Raw genomic sequence first — 18,196 nt, 5'->3', positions numbered from 1 at the left:
AATTTAACAGGCTTCTCAATTCACATATCATTTTCAGTCTTTTTTGTCAACTCCTAATACTGAACCGACGCCCTAGCTTGCGCTGGGGGACTAATCTAAGGAGATTTTACTATGGATTTTGGACGCAACGACACCAGCAGCATAGCAATAAGGAACCCAGCAGCGGGACACAGCCCCTACATTGATGAAAAAGCGGGAGACTGGGCAGACACAGAGGCTGACATTCTTTCATACTTGAGCGATGTTACGAAGCTTGAAGCGATGGCAGATAAAGCAGCCAACGCCGAACAGCTTGCCCTAGTTTTGGAGCCGTTTTTGGATAATGCTGAAACCTATCTGGAAGCGCTGGGAAAAATCGCTGATGGACAGGTTACTTGGACGGAAATTCGGAAGAAATTCGGCTCCAAAGTCGGGAATGCGATCGCGAAAATCCGCAAACTCAACGCAGAATTCGGCTCGGAGATGGAGCAACTGGATGCCAAAGACCGGGCAGCGATGCTCAAGATTGAAACCAAGCGTCAGCACGGATTAGCCGAGATTGCTTCCGAGCTCACAGGCGACTTACAGGCCGAGCTGTGGCGACATGAAAACAAGATGGAAGCCATCGCAAATCGGGGTGAGGTCGCAGAGAAACGTCAGACAATCCAAGAATCACTTCGAGAAAGGCGACAGAAGCTGCTCAGTCGGGCAACGGTCGGCTCGGACAAAGGGATTCAGGAAAAAGTGCCAGTGACTATTGGATCTGCCAGCAACAACAGCGCCAGCGTGTCGGCAACTGGTACAGCTAGAGGGTTTGGGGGCTGGTTTGCGAACGTAATGAATTTCAACAACCGTTAAGCAAGAGGGGACTTATGCACGAATTTATCGGGGCCAGTCCCCTTTCCTTTTCGGGAGGGGGACAGCACCAGCACCAACAACAACAGCAATATCAAGCTACAGCACCAGCACCAACAATTGACCAACCGCAGCCGGAAGAAACCAACGCTGAGCGCCACTACCGGGACGCTGCCAATCTGTGTGAAGTCGTCGCACCCGTAGCTATCGGTTCAGCAGTGGTTTTTGCATTCCATCTGATGCAAGTCGCAGGCGGTTCGATAGTGCCAATAGGGGTTTATCAGGTTTATCTATTAGCCAAGATTACCGGGCAATCTAAGCACCGCTTGGCTACTGCAATTGTTGGCGGTGGCGTGACGCTTGGCATGATTGCCAGCCTTGCCGAACCGTTATCTGAAGGGCAGCAAGTAGGGGACGCAGAACCACGCTTGGAGATAGGCATCAAAGAAATTCAGACGGTTAAAAAACCTGTTTCAAGTAACTTTGATTACTTGCCTTCAATTGGGCTTGTCATTATCGTTTTCTGCCTAATGTTCAAAGCCAAAGGAGGGAGCAAGTAATGACACCATTAACCGAAAAACACGCTCAATTACTTAAGTCAAACCGCGCACTGCTTCTGACCTTTGAAAGACTCCCGATTGCTGGCAAACTGTCAGCAGTTGCCTTGGCGCTTGTGATTGGGGTGGGTAGCGGAATAACCGCGCTAACAGGAACAGCCAGCAGTCGGGTGCAACTTTGCATCCGCAACAAAAGTGCTTTGCAATGCGTTGACAAGGCAGGCAAACCCTACATCATGACCGAGTACCACGCAGAGAAGTGGAAAGCAAATCCTCTAGTAGTTGTTCATAAGAAAATTCCTGCAACCAATCCACATAAAGCGTTGTGGATGGCGCTTTGTGGATGCAGTTTTTGGGTTGCGGGTGTTGGCGCTCGAAGCTTGCAGAATTCCGAACGCCAGCTTGCAAACTACGAGGCAATTGTAGAGAAACGCGACCTCGCCTCATGTCAACTGAATGCTCGTACCGAACTGCTGGAGGATTACCGGGCAATGAGGATTAAGGAAGTCCAAGCGGAGGGAGACGTGGAAGCTACCGCCAACGATTGCGCTGTGGTTATAAAGCAGTGTGAAGTTTTGGGTGAAGCCGACATCCGCATCGCTCAAATGGAAGCTGAGGAAGCCATTTTTGAGGCAGAAACTGCGGGTCTGCCAGAGGATAAGAAGCGAGAATATGTTGAGTTTCTGCGGAACCAAAAGAATCCGTTTCAGCTTAAATTGACGGGAACACAAACATTCGATGGCATCAACGACCCTGGCGACAAAGTAGAATCGGGTTCGGCACGAGTAATTGAGCCAAACTCTAACCTTGAGATAGCTCGACAAGTAGCCGCCAGAGTCTTGAACTCGTTAGCAGCTATTAATACCTCAATTTTCCTAGCTGGCCCGACTCGCACTGGCAAAACTCGAACCCTGCACAAGTGGTTAAGAGACACACAGGCGCGCTTTCCGCAGGCTGAAATCTACGTGATTGCCCAGAAATATGAAGATTTTCCCGGCGTTCCGCGCAGTCGAATTATGATATTTGACCCGCTACTTCCAGAGGAATCAATGCGTTTTCTCGATGAAGTTTACGAGAAGTTGCAGCGTCGAAAGTCGAAGCCATCAACCGAGGAAACTTACCGCAACCGACCCATTAAAATAATCCTTGAAGATTGGTTCGCGACTTACCAGTGCTTAGTGCAGAAACGAAACGCGCAACTGTGGGAAGACAAGGCTTCTAAACTGGGAAGTATAGCGACTGTAGGGGGTCAGTATAACGTCGGCTACTTCATCTGTACGCAGACTTTCAACATCGCATCTAGTGGGGTTGCGGACAGCAATATTCGCCTTAATTTAGCCTTGCTAGCTCAAGGTTTAGTACGCACTACGAGCAACGGTGAGGAACAAGGGTCTTATGGCGTAATCGAGCAAATGTTAAACAACTCAAACGTCATTGCCAGTAAGGAAACACGGGATAAACTAACAGCGAAATTGAGCCTATTAATCCCGGATTCTATGGCTGAGCAAACGCCGATTGTTCTCTCCACGATTGGGAATCCCGTATTAGGTTTAATGCCACAAATTGAAGTGAATATCTCATGGATTGATGGCGGTTCCGAGGCTCCAGATAACATCTTTGATAGTTCATCGGAGACGGGTAACAGCGCCCAAAAAAACCAGCTTTCTGACGCTGAATACTGGGAGCGTATTTACAATTTGGAGTTCAATTTGGGGGATAAAAAGCAGTCCGATAGTCCGACGGAAGATGGCACATCATCGGATAGTGAGTCCGATAACGAGATTGAGTCCGATGAGCCAGAATCGTTGCCATACAAGCTGTCCGGCTTTGTGTGGACTGTCCGAGCCGTCAGTCAGATGTTCCCTAATGTGGCTCCTGAGCGTTTATTTTCCTCGGTATCGGACGCTGCTCTGTCAGGGGCAAATATACGCCACATTATTAAGTCAGTTTTAAAGTGTGGTGAGAAATACGACCATCCAACACGCAGCTATACAAGGCACGGAAAAAGCCTCTTAAAGTGGCTAATTGAGAACTACGATAATGGCGAGATTGCACAGTTGCCAAAGATTCAAGAATTTCTCAGGAGTAGCACCGATGCTCAGTAAGTTAATCCGCGTTATTCCCGACTTTATTCTCAACCCCATCTACGACGCAATTTTTGCAGAGTTTGTAAGACGTGGAAATATTATCTTCTCTGATGACTTAAACAACCATGACTACAACTGAAGGAGAACGAAACAATGCCAAATATCAAGCAGTACGAACATTCCGGCAATCCACCAATTCCTGATGAATTAGCTACCTGCATTGCCTTCTTGCAAGCTGCAAAACTCAGAGCCGAAGCGCACATCTGCAACCCATTTACCGATACGTCGTGGCTGGAGGAACCCGAACAGAAATTGATAGACACGGCCAGCGTTTCCATTGATGTAGCTGTGCAGAATTTAGAAGCGTTAAGGGAGGCTCTGAGAAGGGATAAAGATGAAGATGAGTAAACCCACCAGCACCTTCCTAATCTCTGTCCGTCCGACTTGGGCTTCTGCCTTTTTCCTTGACCGCGACCCGAAAACAATCGAACTCAGGAAAGGCAACGAAAGGAGCATCCCTAAAACCTGGTGATAATATTGCAATTTACGCCACGATGCCAGTTGCTGAACTGTTGGGAATTGTGCGGGTTGTGAAGCGTGAGAGACTACCGATCGATCGACTGTGGCAGACATCGGAGCAAGGGCGACTGGCAAGGGTATCGCGCCAACAGTTCGAGACTTATTACACCAATCAGGAATCGGGTATTGGTGTCTGGGTTGGTGGGGCCGAACTCTTCCCCAGTCCGATCGCCCTCCCCCGACTTCGGCAGAACTGGGGCCCTCGCTGGCAGCCACCGCAGCAGATTCAGCAATTAAGCACTGAGCAAGCGCTACTAATCAGGAGGAATCTGATCGCACACACTAACTAAAACCGAGCGCTACTGTGTCATCTGTGATTCTGGCAATTAGCGCGACACTCCATCCACGCCCAAACACCCCACAGGAAAATAAAATGCTGCAAAATTCGCAACTCAGAAAAGATATAGCCGCGCTTTATGAAATCAAAAAGCGACTACTGAAAACAGCCGAACCCGACGGTGACACTCCCACCAAAATAGAACTCGAAGCATTGAAAGCTGAGGCTGTTTTGGCGCAAGCCATCAAAGCTTTAGAAGCTATGGATGATCTAATCTCGGATGACTAACATCTAACGACAAAACAAAAGCCTCCGGGAATCTCCGGGGGCTTTTTGTTTGGGATTGTGTCGCCGCTGCATAACGACAAGCCTATTGTACCGATCGCCCAAATTTCAGAGCCGCTATACTGCGGGTATGGGCGACCCCCGTTGCCAATTACCAATTATTAATTACCCTTCATTAAGTGTCCCCGACCTTGCGCCGGGGTTTTTTGTTGGGCGATCGGCTGTTGGAATTTCTCGCTGCATATCACAGATATTGTCCGCATTGCTCAGTTTTATACGAACTTTACAAATTTCCCCTGTCACCCCTACCAAGTACAGCGTCTGTGGGGCGAGGGCTAGGGCCTCCGCAAGCGGCTAGAATCTTTTGTAAAGCAGGGGTGAGAACCAATTCTGCAGGCGACACCCCTAGCCACTTGCAAATAGCCAAAAAATCCTCAAAGTGGATACAAGCTGGCATCGGTCGATTTTCGATGTGAGCTGTTTCCGCTCTATAGACAGCTACAAGAGGTACTCCAATCTCTTTTTTAATATCCTTGTAGCCACGTCTTCCCCGTTTCTCACTGACCAGCCCCCCCAATTTCTTCGCATCAAAATCGTTTGGGTTGAGGTAGGGATATTGCGGCGTTTCATAACTCGTGCCTCCGAGTACGGCATCATAGGGGCGAGGCTGTGGCTGCTCGTTCATTTTTTCTCCTTTTCCCTTTAAACAGATATCAAATTTACTTCGCCATCCTCAGCCGCCACATCAATCACAAAATTGTCATTTCGGCAGCGCCATGTCCCTTGGTCTGGCCGTCCGTTGTCTTTGAGTTCCAGAAATTCACATTCCCAGTCCGTCTCCGGGACGGAAACCATATCTAGTTCGGGTAATTCCCCGCGCTGTTGAGCTTCCCGGATTAGTCGGATAGCGGTTTCCGCGTCGGGGACGGCTTGCTCAGATAAATACTCAGCTTGGACTTGGGCCATTTTTTGGCTGAAGTCTGGCAAGTTCCCTAGCTCAAGCTCGGTCAATCTTTTCTCGTATTCCTCAAGTTCCATCTCTCCTCCAAGATTTCTAAAATTCTCTTTACATCCGCCCTGCCGCAATTGCATCCGCCTTATCTTGTGCTTTCTTGCGCTGCATCCACTGTGCCCAAACTTCATCCGCAAAAGCCTTTAGGTCTTTCTCCACCGCTTCCCAGTCGATGCCATCCTTGGGAAAGCCAGCAACCCACACATTTATAGGCTGGCCAATCGAATCATAGAATTGCTCACACAAACTGTCTGCGTCACTTATCCCCGGCATATCGGGTATTTCTTCATTCAGTCGCCCGCACCCTCGCAGGCACTCAGCCAGCTTTGCTTTCTCTGCATCCATCCATTGCTCAAACTGTTTATTCATCATCGCTACCTCCCAAGATTTCTAAGATTTTCTCAACATCTGCTAACTCTGCCTTAGATTTCTTACGCCGCCCCTTCAACTGATTGAGCAAGTCGGCAGGCTCTGGTAGTTCGCTCGCGGGTGCTGGCTGCTGTTGTTTGTAAGCGTCTAGCTCAGCTTGCAAGTTGCCTATTTCCAATCTCAAGGCAGACTCTGCCGGATTAGGCTTAAAGCTGTATCCCCGCTCCAATTCCCGTATCTTGTCTCCCTGTTTGAGAATGGTTGCTTTTGCGTCTGCTAGCTCACCTCTGGCGTCGGTTAGCTGTTGCTGCCAGCGTATTTTTTCCAGCTCGATCGACCTTCCCTCCCGGTGAATTTCTGCCGCAGCTTCCTTAGCTTCTTTCTTGAGTTGGGCTAGTTCTTCCCGATCGGCCGCCACTGTGGCAACTTGCGATCGAAGTTCATCCCGATCGGCTATCGCCGCCGCAAGCTCGGCATCTCGCTGGTTTATGGTGGCGGCCGAATTTTCGAGCAACTCCATATACTGCCGCTTGGTTTGGGCTAATTCCTGCCTGAGCGATTCGTCTGGGTTGCGATCGGTCAGGCGGCTAACTCCCCCAACAATTCAGTCCTTAGTTCTGCCTTTGCCTGTTCAGTCTTACGCTCAACAATCTCTGTAATACGTTCCTCTAACAAGCTGTCTGACAAACTTTGTCTTACCTCAGACGGCTGCTGTCTGACTTCTGTGGGTGCGGGTAAGACAACAGAGCCATCAGATAGCGCCTCGATGCCCGCCCGCATAATGTCGATCAAAGTCTTAGAGCGATCGCACCCGTGTTTAGTATTAGTCGCCGGATAACGCTCTTTCCCTAAATTGTCGATCGCCTCCAACACTTCATCGGGACAGCGAAAAGTTAACGATGTCGAAGCCATTGCCTTACCTCGGTCATATATGTATGACACCATTGTATAACACCCAGCGCCGTTTGTATGACATATAAGTAGAATCTGTCATACACTTGCTTGTCATACACCCCCCTTATGTCTAACAAATTAGTCTTACAAACTGTTGACAAGCGTCTAACGTCTTGCTATTATGTAAGACATAAGGGTAAGACACCTCAAACAAACCCATATACGGCAAGCACTACAGCCACATCACACCACACAGGACACACCATGACTACTCTATTAACTGCCAAATTCGCCCAAGTTGACGCTTCAATTCTCGATATCCTTTCCTCAAATCGCCTCCCTCCAAGTCAAACTCACAGCGCTCCAAGACTACCGCCAGCAGTTGCAATCAGTCGAGCAAGCGTGTGAATCGGCATTGAGTCAAGTAGATACGGCATTGATGATGCTGCACCACGTAGACGCATCGCAGGTCGGGACTTTCAAAGACGCGATCGACATCAAATTCGCCCCTGGTGCGATCGGCATTCTTGAGCCAGCCACCGCGACTGCACCAGAACCCGCGCCGGAACCGACAGCACCCACAGCACCGGAACCGACCGCGCCAGATGTTGAGCCGACAATTGATGTCGAAGCCGAAGTCACCGACGCTACAGTCACCGACGAGCCGATCGAGCCAGCAGCCAAAGCCACAACCCCGGACATCGAGGGACTGCTTAACAAAATGTCGATCCAGTCTATTCGCAAGCTGGCCTCCGCCAAGAAAGTTAGCGGAAATGGTACACGAGCGTCAATCGCAGCGAGGTTAAAGACACTCGTCACGGGGTAAAGCCGAGATACGTGCAAAGTAGGACACGAGATTAAGAAACGTAACAATTAAGTCGCTGCACAGCCTTCTCGAAAGCTTGTAAGCGCAAAACCAGCTTAAATGTGGCTAACTTTTAACCCTCGCTTGATGAAGGCAGAGTAGTAGTAATACTCTGCCCTCGTACAAACCCAAAAAACGGAAATCTTTTATTGCTAAACATTTCAGGCTTTGCTACTTCCAGTCATTTTGTCTTGTATTTACAAAACTTTACGTCTTGTCCTATTTTGCGCGTATCTCGGCTATACCCCTCACAGAGTCCGATGTCTGGGATGCCACCGCCTAACCCAGATTAGCAACTAAGGCAAGAGTGTAAGACCATAACCTCACCCGGTCTTACACTTGCCTTAGTTTTGTCTTATTTTGTCTAACAATTTGTCTAACTACTCTTGACATACGTCTTACAAGCTGTCATAATGTAAGACATAGAAGTAAGACAAGCTTACCCAAAAACAAACCACCGCCCAAAGTTTACGAGGCCGCAGGCGGTGGCTAGCCCCTAACAGGACATAACCATGAACGTAACACAGACTGCCACAACGCCGATCGACACTGCCGCCCCCGCCACCTTCACCTGTGCTCAGTGCCCGTTCGCCAGACTGATCGAAGATAACCGATACTGCTGTCAGGTTTCCCAAACAGCCAGCGACGTAAAGCGCGGCCACTGGGAAGCCACTGTGTCTTGCTTTGAGGCACTAGCTAAAGCAGAAGCGGAAAAAACTCCTGAACCTGTCGCCGAAGTCGAAGCAGCGCCGATCGCCAAAACCGACGCAACCGCACCCGTTACACCCAAGTCTGCAACACCTTCAACGCCTGCACCTGCAATACTTTCAGCCAAAAAAGCTGCACCCGCTACATCACCCACACTCGCGAAAACCGCAGCAGCAGCCATCGGGACAGATAATGAACCGCAAAACCGTGGGGATAACGGCCGGGGACGGGTGCAACCGATCGCACCTAAGAAACTCAACCTCTCGCTAGTCGCCGTCAAACGGATCACCTCTGATATTCCTGCCTCGAACTTCGATCAGTTTGAGCTCGAAATTGCTGGGGAACTCAGTTTGTCGATCGGCGGTTTCCTGGTTCCGCCCGTGCTAGTTCGGGATTCTAGCGGCTATAAGGTTGTCGCTGGCCACCTGCAATATCATGCAGCAGTTCTAGCCCGACAACTCAATCCGAAAGCGGGCGAGACAATTCCCGTCATCCTGCTTGAATCCGAAAATGAATCGGCGGCCCTCGCTCAGTTAAAAATGTTAAGGTTTGCCGCCTAGATATCTGACCCCATCTCTAAAAGGATGGGGTTGCTTTTGACTTTAGTGTTCGCGTAAACTTCTATTACCAATACCCTTCATAAAAAAAGCCCTCGGCATCACGCTGGGGGCTCTTTGTTTTGGGACGATCGGTAATTGAACTTTTAAGATTGTCTGGCCCGCGCCAAAATGGCTTCGGCCTCCGCTTTGGTGGGCTCCCATTGAGGAGGTTTTCTGGATTTGCCTTTTACCAAATCTTTGAGCCAATTAAGAAAAATGTATGGGTCTGGCTCGATCGCAGAGTCTGAATTTTTTTCGGCAGCATCCAGCCGTTTTTGCAGTTCTGCGAGTTGGGCTTCAAACTTCTCCCGTTCTTCTCTAAGGCGGGATTGCAATAGTGCCACCACCTTGCGCTGATTATCGATCGTTGCAGAACTAGATTCTAAAAGTTGGTCGTAGTCCTGGTGATTCTCTGTCGGCATCGACTCTAATTGCTGCCTGAGCCGTTCGTCATCGGTGCGATCGGCCGCTAACTCCCCCAGCAGTTCAGTCCTCAATTCTGCTTTCGCTCGCTTGATTGCCTCTGCCTGCGATACCTTAATGCCAGCTAGCTCTGCCAGAATTTGTTCAGTTTTTTGGGTAAGCATTTCTGTAATACGCGCGTCTAACAGGCTGTCAGACAACTGAAGTGTTACGTCAGAGGCTTGTCGTCTTACGTTAGAGAGTGTGGGTAAGACAACAGAGCCATCGGACAGCGCCTCGATATTTAGCCGCAAAACTTCCATCAAAATTTTAGAGCGATCGTACCCGTGCGGAGTATTTGCGGGATACCGGTTTCTGCCTAGGTTGTCCATTGCTTCCAGTAAATCTGCGTCACAGCGGAAGGTAATAGACTTCTTTTCTGTCATACATTTTACCAATGTCTTATAGTGTCTCAATCGTAAGACATTACTTGATTCTTGGTAACACGTATAAGCACAAAATAGTCTTTACTTATTTTTATTCGTCTTACTTATGTCTGACAATTCAGCCTTACTACCTCTGGAAAGTGGGGGATAGAAAATTGTCGTCGGCTATGGACAATATCAGGCCGCAGTTCTGCCCCATCTCTAAAAGGATGGGGCCATTTAAAATATTTGAATATGAGATAACGGTTCTAATCTTAGATTCACCCAACCGACTCACCCGCCATGAAACTCGCTTCCGCCACCCATCAACCCAGTCTCCAAGTTGTTGCCACCAACACAGCCACAGAACAGCTCGTCTGTCTGTGGGTACATGGCAAGTCTAAGACCACTCAAAAACTCTACCGCCGGGTGTCGGGTCTATTGTTGGGGGCGGTCGGGAAGCCAGCACAGTATCTGACGCTCGGCGACCTGCAAAACTTTGCGGATACACTGGAGATGCGGGGCTTATCAACCTCGTCCCGCCGCACGTATTTATCAGTCGTGAAATCTTTACTATCATTCGGACACAAAACCGGGCTTATCCAGGTTAATGCTGGGGCTGCACTAAATACCCCCAAGCCTAAAGATACTCTGAGCCAAAAAATCCTAACTGAAGCTGAAGTTAGGATGCTGATTGCGTCCGAACCCTGCGAACGGAATCGGTTGATATTTAAGGTTTTTTACTATGCGGGTTTGCGTGTCTCCGAGTTGTGTGGTTTGAACTGGGAGGACTTGACGAGTAATGGTGAGAGTGGTCAACTTTTGATTTATGGCAAGGCTGACAAAACCCGCGTCGTGCTTTTGCCTCGACATTTGTACACAGAATTGTTGAACAGTCGAGGCGATGCAGGCAATCTGGAACCAATTTTTAGAAGTCGCAAGAAGTCGGACGGCGGTAGGCTCAATCCGGTTTCTGTAACTCATCTGGTAAAAGCAGCAGCCGTTCGTGTTGGACTTTCTGAGAAGGCATCAGCACACTGGTTGCGTCACTGCCACGCCAGCCATGCTCTGAACCGTGGGGCCCCAATTCACCTACTATCCCAAACTCTCGGTCATGCCAGCGTCGCAACTACTAGCAAATATCTCCACGCAAAACCGAACGACAGCAGCGGATTGTATCTGATGTAGGGCTGAGCCACAAAAAACCCCCAACTATAGCAGTTGGAGCGATTCTGGTTCTGGCAGTTGACACCGAAGGCGATCGGCTCTTCCGAACGCGAACAGATTGTTGGAACCTTTGTGCCGACCCCATCTTTAATCCCTCAAGTTGAGACCTGAGTCCTTACGAAATTCTCGCGAAGTCAAAACCTTCAGGTTTCCTTGCAGCAGAATTACGGGTTTGGAGATGAGGGTGACTGGATTCCTGTAAAGCCTCCTTACCTGATTTCAATGTTTAGACACTGGTTAGGGTCTATACTCCGATCAGACAATACTTTTTGGCGATGCTAGCGATCGCCCAGTACGAGAAATAAATGGCAAACGGACAAAACGGGCAAAACGGACAAAAGAAAAAATTAGAAACTCAACTCTGGAATATTGCCGACTCGCTACGGGGCAAGATGAATGCTGATGAGTTTCGGGATTACTGCTTAGGGTTTATTTTTTATAAATATCTGTCGGAGCGGCAGTATCTTTTTGCTAATGACATATTGGCGGAGGATAAGATTGATTTTCTGGGAATTGATGAATCGTCCGCAGAAGGGCAGGAATATTTAGAGGCGATCAAGGAAGAGTCGATCGCAGAGTTGGGGTATTTTCTGAAGCCGTCGGAGTTGTTTGGTGCTTTGGCAAAGCGGGCTTTGGGGAATAAGGCGGAGGAGGAAGAGATTAGTGATGAGGAGTTGGAAGCGAGTTCCATTTTTATTTTGGACGATCTGACTCAGGTGCTCAATAGCATTGAGCGATCGACGATGGGGAAGGAGAGTGAGGAGGATTTCGACCATTTGTTTGAGGATTTGGATCTGACTTCGACAAAGTTGGGGCGGACTCCGAAGGCGAAGAATGCCCTGATTGCCAAGATTTTGGTGCATTTGAATAAGATTGATTTTCGGTTGGAGGATAGCGAGAGTGATGTGTTGGGGGATGCCTACGAGTATTTGATTGGGCAGTTTGCGAGTGGGGCGGGGAAGAAGGCGGGGGAATTTTATACGCCGCAGCAGGTTTCTAAAGTGTTGGCAAAGATTGTGACGACGGGGAAGGAACGGCTGAGGTCTGTTTATGATCCGACTTGTGGATCGGGTTCGTTGTTGTTGCGGGTGGCGCGAGAGGTAGATGAGGTTGGGGATTTTTACGGGCAGGAGATGAACCGCACGACTTATAACCTTGCGCGGATGAATATGATTTTGCACGGGGTGCATTATCGGAATTTTGATTTGCGGCAAGAGGATACGCTGGAACATCCGCAGCATGAGGGAATGCGGTTTGAGGCGGTGGTGGCAAATCCGCCATTTTCGGCGCATTGGAGTGCGAATAAGCTGTTTGAGTCGGACGATCGCTTTAGTCAGTATGGGCGGTTAGCACCGAGTTCTAAGGCTGATTTTGCGTTTGTGCAGCATATGCTACATCATTTGGATGAGAATGGAACAATGGCGGTGGTGTTGCCCCACGGGGTTTTGTTTCGAGGGGCGGCGGAAGGGGAAATTCGTAAGTATGTGATCAATGAGCGCAATTGGTTGGATGCGGTGATTGGGTTGCCTGCGAATATTTTTTATGGCACGAGTATTCCGACTTGTGTGTTGGTGTTTAAGAAGTGTCGGGAGCATCCGAACGATATTTTGTTTATTGATGCGAGTGCCTATTTTGAGAAGGCTACGAATCAAAATATTCTGCGGGATGAGGATGTTGAGAAGATTATTTCAACTTATCGCGGACGTATTGAGGAGAGCAAATATAGCTATCGAGCAAGTCTCAAGGAAATTGCAGAGAATGATTTTAATTTGAATATTCCGCGTTATGTGGATACGTTTGAGGAGGAGGAGGAAATTGATCTGGTGGCAGTAGTGATGGAACTGAGAGAAGTAGACCAGGGAATGGAGGAAACTGAGCGGATAATTCGCAGTTTTTGTGATGAGTTGGGGATTGAGGTGCCGCTATGACGAAGAAAGCAAGAAGAAAAGCTCCGCAGCTCAGGTTTCCTGAGTTTAATGGAGATTGGAAAACAGATAGATCTGACCACTTTTTGGTTCGTTATGTTAATCCAGTTGATGTTCAACTTGACACAGAGTATAAGCAAATTGGTATTAGGTCACATGGGAAAGGTATCTTTCATAAAGAGCCTGTGACAGGTAGAGAATTAGGAAATAAGAGAGTTTATTGGGTTCATCCAGAAGCATTTACTGTTAATATCGTTTTTGCATGGGAGCAAGCTGTTGCTCTTACAAGTGATGCTGAGGAAGGTTTTATAGCGTCCCACCGCTTTTTGATGTTTTTGCCTAAAGAAAACAGATGCGATCTGAAGTTTATACTGCTTTTCTTTTTGAGAAAGCGCGGAAAGAGTTTACTTGAGTTAGCTTCACCAGGCGGAGCAGGTAGAAACAAAACACTTGGACAAGATAATTTTGCTGAATTACAACTAACTCTCCCTCAAAAGGAAGAACAGGAAAAGATTGCGAGTTTTTTGGGGGCAGTAGATACCCGCCTCTCCCAACTGCGCCGCAAGCACGAACTCCTGCAAACCTATAAACGGGGCGTAATGCAGAAAATCTTTTCTCAACAAATTCGGTTTAAGAGCGATCGGGGGAAGCCATTCCCTGATTGGGAGAAGAAGAAGTTAGAGAAAATTGCAAACATTACTATGGGACAATCTCCTGAGTCAGAATCTTATAATAGTAAGGGTATTGGCAAATATCTAGTACAGGGAAATGCCGATATTTATAATAGGATAACTCGACCAAAACAATGGACAAGTGAACCAACTAAGCTTTGTGAAAATGGTGACTTAATTTTAACAGTAAGAGCACCAATTGGAATGATTGCTAAATCTAATGTTGATGCTTGTATAGGCAGAGGAGTTTGTTCTTTGAAAACCTTATCTAATGCCAACAAGGAATTTTTGTATCAATTCCTAGTATATTATGAACCCCAATGGGTTAGCCTAGGTCAAGGCAGCACTTTTACAGCAATCAATGCTATAGATATTAAGTCTTTAAAAGTTAGTATTCCCTGTATTGAAGAACAAAAAAAAATTGCGAATTTTTTAACAGCGATCGACCAAAAGATTGAAGCTATTGCCCAGCAAATAGATTTAACCGAACAATATAAAAAAAGCTTGTTGCAAAAAATGTTTGTTTAGTGAGGAAGATTATGGATAGTTTGCAGGATCTTATTGTCAGGAATCGAGATAAATTTCCAGAATTTGAATACTATCTTCCAATTATTGAAAAGGCAAAGCAACATCAGGAAGAACATCCAGATATTACTATTGAATGCTGCAATTCCCTTATTCAAGGTATTTCAAAAACAATTATTTTTTCTTCACTATCTTCATTCCTAAAATCGCTTAATAGGCTGCCTAGAGTCGATATGCAAAAGCTGATAAAAAATGAGTCAGTCCATGTACAGTTTTCCACGGCTCTCAATATTTTAGAGAAAGGAATAGAAGATTCTGTATTTTTCGAGCTAATTGAGAAAGCTTTCAACTCACTTCAGAGTAAAAAGCCCAATGACTCAGATTGTAACAAGATACAACGGGTATTCAAGGAAGCCATAAAAATATCAGACGAGCAGAAACTAGAAGGGGAAGAAATTAAATTTTTAGTATCTTGTGGGGAGTTGCTAAATGATCAGACAACTTCCTTCTTTGCCCTCGTACAGGATGCTTCTTTGTCGCTAAACAGGAAGCCTGTTTCTAATGATGCTACTTTCAAGGAAGCTATAAAAGTCTTGTCTAATCATGGTAATATCCTCGAAATCAATTTTATAAAAGCTTGCCAAACATTAATTAACCAAATTAGCAACTTGAGAAACGACAGAGGTGATATTTCCCACGGCAGAGAAGTTCCAAAAACTCTAAGGAGCGACGTAAATCTATCAAGACTCATTATCGAGATGACTGAAAGCCTATTGCGATATACATTAGCCGCATTTTTTATTGTAGACCTAGAGCGAAAAGCAAGAGAATTTGAAGCACAGGAACTTCAAAAAGAAGAAGTTAAAATTAGCTATGAAAAAAATTCAGATTTCAACGACTTGCTAGATGAAGAATATTCTCTAGACGGAAGTAAAGTAATCTATAGCCAAGCCTTATACGAACTATACTATGAAGACTATGCGATCCAGCTACAAGACTTTTTGGATGGACAAAAACTATTAGACGAAGAGTAGGGAACCATGACTGAATCTGAGGCACAACTAGAACAAAACTTGATCCAACGCTTAACGGGACTCGGCTACGAACCCGTCACCATCAGCAACGCCGCCGAACTCACCGCCAACCTCAAAACCCAACTCGAAAAACATAATAAAACCCAACTCAGCCCCGAAGAATTTAAACGAGTCCTCAACCACCTCGACAAAGGCAACGTCTTCGAGCGCGCCGATCGCCTCCGTGACAAAATGGAACTCATCCGTGATGATGGTACACCCACCTATCTCGAATTTCTCAACACCGAACACTGGTGTCAAAACCAATACCAAGTCACCCACCAGATCGCCCAACAAGGCAAATACAAAAATCGCTACGACGTAACTTTATTAATCAACGGCTTGCCCCTAGTCCAAATCGAACTCAAACGCCGAGGACTCGAACTTAAAGAAGCATTCAACCAAATCAACCGCTACCAACGCCACTCCTACGGTGCAGACTTTGGGCTATTTCAATATGTGCAAATTTTTGTCATCTCCAACGGCCTAAATACTCGCTACTACGCCAACAACCGCAAACAAGAATACAAACAAACCTTCTACTGGGCAGATGCAGAAAACAACCTCATCACCCAACTCGACGACTTCGCCACCGCCTTTCTGGAGAAATGCCACCTCTCCAAAATGATCTGCAAATACATCGTCCTGCACCAGTCCGACAAAGTGCTGATGGTGCTACGTCCCTACCAATACTATGCCGTCGAAGCCATCCTTGAGCGGGTCAAAACCACCGACAAAAACGGCTATATCTGGCACACCACAGGCTCAGGCAAAACCCTCACCAGCTTCAAAGCCGCCCAAATCCTTACCGCACTCCCCAAAGTCCATAAAGTGCTGTTTGTGGTCGATCGGGCTGACCTCGACTACCAAACCAGCAAAGAATTCAACCACTTCAGCCCCGACAGCGTAGATACCACCGAGAGCACCAGAGAACTCGTCAATCAGATGACAGGCGACAGCAATCTCATTGTCACCACCATCCAAAAACTCAATAACGCCATCCGAAACCCTCGCCATGAATCTGTCATGGAACCCCTGCGGAATCAGCGTATCGTTTTTATCTTCGATGAATGTCACCGTTCCCAATTTGGCGAAACCCACAAAAATATCGTCAAATTCTTCCCCAACGCCCAACTGTTCGGCTTCACTGGCACACCCATCTTCGCCGACAACGCCGCAAGTAATACCTATGGCAAACGCACCACCAAAGATTTATTCCAAGAGTGTCTGCATAGATATGTGATCACTAATGCGATCGCCGATGAAAACGTTCTTAAATTCTCCGTTGAATATTGGGGGAAAATCAAGCGCAAAGACGGCAGCCTTATCACCGAACCCAAACTCGATCGCGAATTTTTTGAAAATCCCGATCGCATATCCCTAATCGTTGATTGGATCATAGAAAACCATAACCGCAAAACCCACAATAAAAAATTCTCTGCCATGCTCTGCGTCAGTAATATTGATAGCTTACTGACCTATTACGAAACTTTTAAACATAAACAAAAACAGGGTTTACATGACTTGCGAGTCGTGACGATTTTCACCCCCAGCATTAACGAAGACGACGAAGAGGCAAATGGCTTAATCGGCGAACCCGATTTTGATTTAAAAACCAGCAACAGTTCCCATAGCCGCGACAAACTCGCCGAATTTATCAACGATTACAACGCCCTCTATCAAACCCAACATTCCGTCAGAGATAGCAAAGCCTTCTACACCTACTACAAAGACATCTCCAAACGGATGAAAGACCGCGATCGGGAAAACGCTCAGGATCAAGAACGTGCCGATATTCTGTTAGTGGTCAATATGTTCCTCACGGGCTTCGATGTCAAAAAGCTCAATACCCTCTACGTTGATAAAAATCTCCAGTATCACGGACTCATTCAAGCCTATTCCCGCACCAACCGCATTTTAGGCGAACTCAAATCCCAAGGCAATATCGTCTGTTTCCGTAACCTCAAAGAAAACACCGACCAAGCCGTCGCCCTCTTCTCCGATGCCAACGCCAAGGAAGAGATATTTATCGAACCCTACGAACACTACATTGAAGCGTTTAATCAAGGTGTGCAGGCATTGAGGGCGATCGCCACTATCCCCAACGATGTCAATAAACTGATCGGCGAAGACGATCAAGTGGAATTTGTCAAAGCCTTTCGTAATCTCATCCGTTTACTCAACGTCAGTAAATCCTTCACCGAGTTTAAGTTTACTGACCTAAACATGGACGAACAGACCTTTGACGACTATAAGAGCAAGTATCTCGATATCCACGATCGAACGCGATCGCGCAAAGAGGAGGAAAATGAATCCATCATTGAGGAAGTGGATTTTGAACTAGAACTCATTCAACGCGACGAAATCAACGTTTCCTACATTCTTAAACTCCTAGTAGAACTTCGACAAAATACCAAAACCACGGAAGAAGACTATCAGAAGAGAAAAGAGTCTATTCTCGAACTCGTTGGGCAAGAGGTTCAATTACGCAGTAAACGGGATCTCATTGAAAAATTCATTGACGAACAGATGCCCATAATTAAGCCAGAAGAGGCGATCGAAACCGTATTTCAAAACTTCTGGAATCAAGAACGCACGGTCGCCGTGCACCAACTATGTCTCAAGGAAAATCTGAAACTCGAAGCCGTCAACCAAATGATCGCCGACTATAAATTCTCAGGCAAAGAACCATTACGCGAGACAATTCTAAATGCCTGTAACGAAAAACCCAAACTATTAGAGCGCAAAAAAGTCTTCGATCGCGTCGTGTTGCAATTACTCGACATTATCAACAAGTTCGATGATGCTCTTGGCGCATTTGAAGAGGAACAATAAAACAACCCTCAAAGGGGGTATAGCCGAGATACGGGCTTTCCGAGGAC

Annotated in this window: 20 protein-coding genes; 14 read left to right on the top strand and 6 right to left on the bottom strand. The window is 47.0% G+C overall.

Annotated elements, in window-relative coordinates:
* Positions 1-111 precede the first annotated feature (111 nt).
* The 7 genes from QUA54_RS28480 to QUA54_RS28450 all read left to right on the top strand — a co-directional run bounded on the left by QUA54_RS28480 (position 112) and on the right by QUA54_RS28450 (position 4,622).
* Entirely contained in the window at positions 112-837 is a 726-nt protein-coding gene (locus QUA54_RS28480; RefSeq protein ID WP_333417747.1) for a hypothetical protein, read from the top strand.
* 14 nt (positions 838-851) lie between these two features.
* Positions 852-1,394, top strand: a complete 543-nt coding sequence (locus tag QUA54_RS28475) for a hypothetical protein (RefSeq protein WP_333417746.1) — start codon at positions 852-854, stop codon at positions 1,392-1,394.
* The gene (locus QUA54_RS28470; RefSeq protein WP_333417744.1) at positions 1,394-3,496 is read left to right on the top strand and encodes a hypothetical protein; all 2,103 of its coding nucleotides are present in this window, start codon (positions 1,394-1,396) and stop codon (positions 3,494-3,496) included. The genes QUA54_RS28475 and QUA54_RS28470 overlap by 1 nt, the downstream gene beginning before the upstream one ends.
* Positions 3,486-3,617 (top strand): hypothetical protein, encoded by a 132-nt coding sequence (locus tag QUA54_RS28465; protein ID WP_333145236.1) that lies wholly within the window; start codon positions 3,486-3,488, stop codon positions 3,615-3,617. The genes QUA54_RS28470 and QUA54_RS28465 overlap by 11 nt, the downstream gene beginning before the upstream one ends.
* A gap of 14 nt (positions 3,618-3,631) precedes the next feature.
* Positions 3,632-3,886: a hypothetical protein gene (locus QUA54_RS28460; protein WP_333417742.1), complete on the top strand. Its 255-nt coding sequence runs from the start codon at positions 3,632-3,634 to the stop codon at positions 3,884-3,886.
* A 146-nt stretch (positions 3,887-4,032) separates the two neighbouring features.
* Entirely contained in the window at positions 4,033-4,347 is a 315-nt protein-coding gene (locus QUA54_RS28455; protein WP_333417740.1) for a hypothetical protein, read from the top strand.
* Between the two features lie 83 nt (positions 4,348-4,430).
* On the top strand, positions 4,431-4,622 hold the full coding sequence (locus tag QUA54_RS28450) for a hypothetical protein (RefSeq protein WP_194068715.1): 192 nt from the start codon (positions 4,431-4,433) through the stop codon (positions 4,620-4,622).
* A gap of 280 nt (positions 4,623-4,902) precedes the next feature.
* Here the strand turns inward: QUA54_RS28450 and QUA54_RS28445 are convergent, their stop codons facing one another.
* From QUA54_RS28445 to QUA54_RS28425, 5 genes are read right to left on the bottom strand one after another with little or no spacing between them, the layout of a single operon-like run.
* A complete protein-coding gene (locus QUA54_RS28445; RefSeq protein ID WP_194068717.1) occupies positions 4,903-5,304 on the bottom strand; it encodes a hypothetical protein in 402 nt (133 codons plus the stop codon).
* A 17-nt stretch (positions 5,305-5,321) separates the two neighbouring features.
* Positions 5,322-5,657, bottom strand: a complete 336-nt coding sequence (locus QUA54_RS28440) for a hypothetical protein (RefSeq protein ID WP_333417738.1) — start codon at positions 5,655-5,657, stop codon at positions 5,322-5,324.
* A gap of 28 nt (positions 5,658-5,685) precedes the next feature.
* Positions 5,686-6,003 carry a hypothetical protein gene (locus QUA54_RS28435; protein WP_194068721.1) on the bottom strand — a complete coding sequence of 106 codons (318 nt, stop codon included), beginning with the start codon at positions 6,001-6,003 and terminating at the stop codon, positions 5,686-5,688.
* Entirely contained in the window at positions 5,993-6,520 is a 528-nt protein-coding gene (locus tag QUA54_RS28430; RefSeq protein ID WP_333417736.1) for a hypothetical protein, read from the bottom strand. The genes QUA54_RS28435 and QUA54_RS28430 overlap by 11 nt, the downstream gene beginning before the upstream one ends.
* Before the next feature lie 59 nt (positions 6,521-6,579).
* Positions 6,580-6,912, bottom strand: a complete 333-nt coding sequence (locus tag QUA54_RS28425; protein ID WP_333417734.1) for a hypothetical protein — start codon at positions 6,910-6,912, stop codon at positions 6,580-6,582.
* A 280-nt stretch (positions 6,913-7,192) separates the two neighbouring features.
* Here QUA54_RS28425 and QUA54_RS28420 point away from each other — a divergent pair, with 280 nt between their 5' ends.
* Together QUA54_RS28420 and QUA54_RS28415 are read left to right on the top strand one after the other, a co-directional pair.
* On the top strand, positions 7,193-7,720 hold the full coding sequence (locus QUA54_RS28420) for a hypothetical protein (protein WP_333417732.1): 528 nt from the start codon (positions 7,193-7,195) through the stop codon (positions 7,718-7,720).
* Between the two features lie 551 nt (positions 7,721-8,271).
* A complete protein-coding gene (locus QUA54_RS28415) occupies positions 8,272-9,027 on the top strand; it encodes a hypothetical protein (RefSeq protein ID WP_333417730.1) in 756 nt (251 codons plus the stop codon).
* A 143-nt stretch (positions 9,028-9,170) separates the two neighbouring features.
* Here QUA54_RS28415 and QUA54_RS28410 read toward each other — a convergent pair whose 3' ends face one another.
* The gene (locus QUA54_RS28410; RefSeq protein ID WP_333417728.1) at positions 9,171-9,914 is read right to left on the bottom strand and encodes a hypothetical protein; all 744 of its coding nucleotides are present in this window, start codon (positions 9,912-9,914) and stop codon (positions 9,171-9,173) included.
* Between the two features lie 282 nt (positions 9,915-10,196).
* On the opposite strand from QUA54_RS28410, the gene QUA54_RS28405 reads away from it, so the two are divergent.
* The 5 genes from QUA54_RS28405 to QUA54_RS28385 all read left to right on the top strand — a co-directional run bounded on the left by QUA54_RS28405 (position 10,197) and on the right by QUA54_RS28385 (position 18,149).
* Complete coding sequence (locus tag QUA54_RS28405; RefSeq protein ID WP_333417726.1) at positions 10,197-11,081, top strand: tyrosine-type recombinase/integrase; 885 nt, start codon at positions 10,197-10,199, stop codon at positions 11,079-11,081.
* 344 nt (positions 11,082-11,425) lie between these two features.
* Complete coding sequence (locus tag QUA54_RS28400) at positions 11,426-13,048, top strand: type I restriction-modification system subunit M (RefSeq protein WP_333417724.1); 1,623 nt, start codon at positions 11,426-11,428, stop codon at positions 13,046-13,048.
* A complete protein-coding gene (locus QUA54_RS28395) occupies positions 13,045-14,244 on the top strand; it encodes a restriction endonuclease subunit S (protein ID WP_333417722.1) in 1,200 nt (399 codons plus the stop codon). Before QUA54_RS28400 ends, QUA54_RS28395 begins: the two co-directional genes overlap by 4 nt.
* An 11-nt stretch (positions 14,245-14,255) precedes the next feature.
* A complete protein-coding gene (locus QUA54_RS28390) occupies positions 14,256-15,275 on the top strand; it encodes an abortive infection family protein (RefSeq protein WP_333417721.1) in 1,020 nt (339 codons plus the stop codon).
* 6 nt (positions 15,276-15,281) lie between these two features.
* Positions 15,282-18,149: a type I restriction endonuclease subunit R gene (locus QUA54_RS28385; protein ID WP_333417719.1), complete on the top strand. Its 2,868-nt coding sequence runs from the start codon at positions 15,282-15,284 to the stop codon at positions 18,147-18,149.
* Positions 18,150-18,196: the final 47 nt, after the last annotated feature.

Origin of the sequence: Microcoleus sp. MOSTC5 (assembly GCF_036701825.1) — a bacterium.
Lineage (GTDB): Bacteria > Cyanobacteriota > Cyanobacteriia > Cyanobacteriales > Microcoleaceae > Microcoleus > Microcoleus asticus.
This window is presented reverse-complemented; position numbering and strand designations above follow the sequence as displayed.

Coding starts and splice junctions, on each gene's coding strand:
- QUA54_RS28480 (WP_333417747.1), top strand. CDS start 112: ATGGATTTTGGACGCAACGACACCAGCAGCATAGCAATAAGGAACCCA.
- QUA54_RS28475 (WP_333417746.1), top strand. CDS start 852: ATGCACGAATTTATCGGGGCCAGTCCCCTTTCCTTTTCGGGAGGGGGA.
- QUA54_RS28470 (WP_333417744.1), top strand. CDS start 1,394: ATGACACCATTAACCGAAAAACACGCTCAATTACTTAAGTCAAACCGC.
- QUA54_RS28465 (WP_333145236.1), top strand. CDS start 3,486: ATGCTCAGTAAGTTAATCCGCGTTATTCCCGACTTTATTCTCAACCCC.
- QUA54_RS28460 (WP_333417742.1), top strand. CDS start 3,632: ATGCCAAATATCAAGCAGTACGAACATTCCGGCAATCCACCAATTCCT.
- QUA54_RS28455 (WP_333417740.1), top strand. CDS start 4,033: ATGCCAGTTGCTGAACTGTTGGGAATTGTGCGGGTTGTGAAGCGTGAG.
- QUA54_RS28450 (WP_194068715.1), top strand. CDS start 4,431: ATGCTGCAAAATTCGCAACTCAGAAAAGATATAGCCGCGCTTTATGAA.
- QUA54_RS28445 (WP_194068717.1), bottom strand. CDS start 5,304: ATGAACGAGCAGCCACAGCCTCGCCCCTATGATGCCGTACTCGGAGGC.
- QUA54_RS28440 (WP_333417738.1), bottom strand. CDS start 5,657: ATGGAACTTGAGGAATACGAGAAAAGATTGACCGAGCTTGAGCTAGGG.
- QUA54_RS28435 (WP_194068721.1), bottom strand. CDS start 6,003: ATGATGAATAAACAGTTTGAGCAATGGATGGATGCAGAGAAAGCAAAG.
- QUA54_RS28430 (WP_333417736.1), bottom strand. CDS start 6,520: ATGGAGTTGCTCGAAAATTCGGCCGCCACCATAAACCAGCGAGATGCC.
- QUA54_RS28425 (WP_333417734.1), bottom strand. CDS start 6,912: ATGGCTTCGACATCGTTAACTTTTCGCTGTCCCGATGAAGTGTTGGAG.
- QUA54_RS28415 (WP_333417730.1), top strand. CDS start 8,272: ATGAACGTAACACAGACTGCCACAACGCCGATCGACACTGCCGCCCCC.
- QUA54_RS28410 (WP_333417728.1), bottom strand. CDS start 9,914: ATGACAGAAAAGAAGTCTATTACCTTCCGCTGTGACGCAGATTTACTG.
- QUA54_RS28405 (WP_333417726.1), top strand. CDS start 10,197: ATGAAACTCGCTTCCGCCACCCATCAACCCAGTCTCCAAGTTGTTGCC.
- QUA54_RS28400 (WP_333417724.1), top strand. CDS start 11,426: ATGGCAAACGGACAAAACGGGCAAAACGGACAAAAGAAAAAATTAGAA.
- QUA54_RS28395 (WP_333417722.1), top strand. CDS start 13,045: ATGACGAAGAAAGCAAGAAGAAAAGCTCCGCAGCTCAGGTTTCCTGAG.
- QUA54_RS28390 (WP_333417721.1), top strand. CDS start 14,256: ATGGATAGTTTGCAGGATCTTATTGTCAGGAATCGAGATAAATTTCCA.
- QUA54_RS28385 (WP_333417719.1), top strand. CDS start 15,282: ATGACTGAATCTGAGGCACAACTAGAACAAAACTTGATCCAACGCTTA.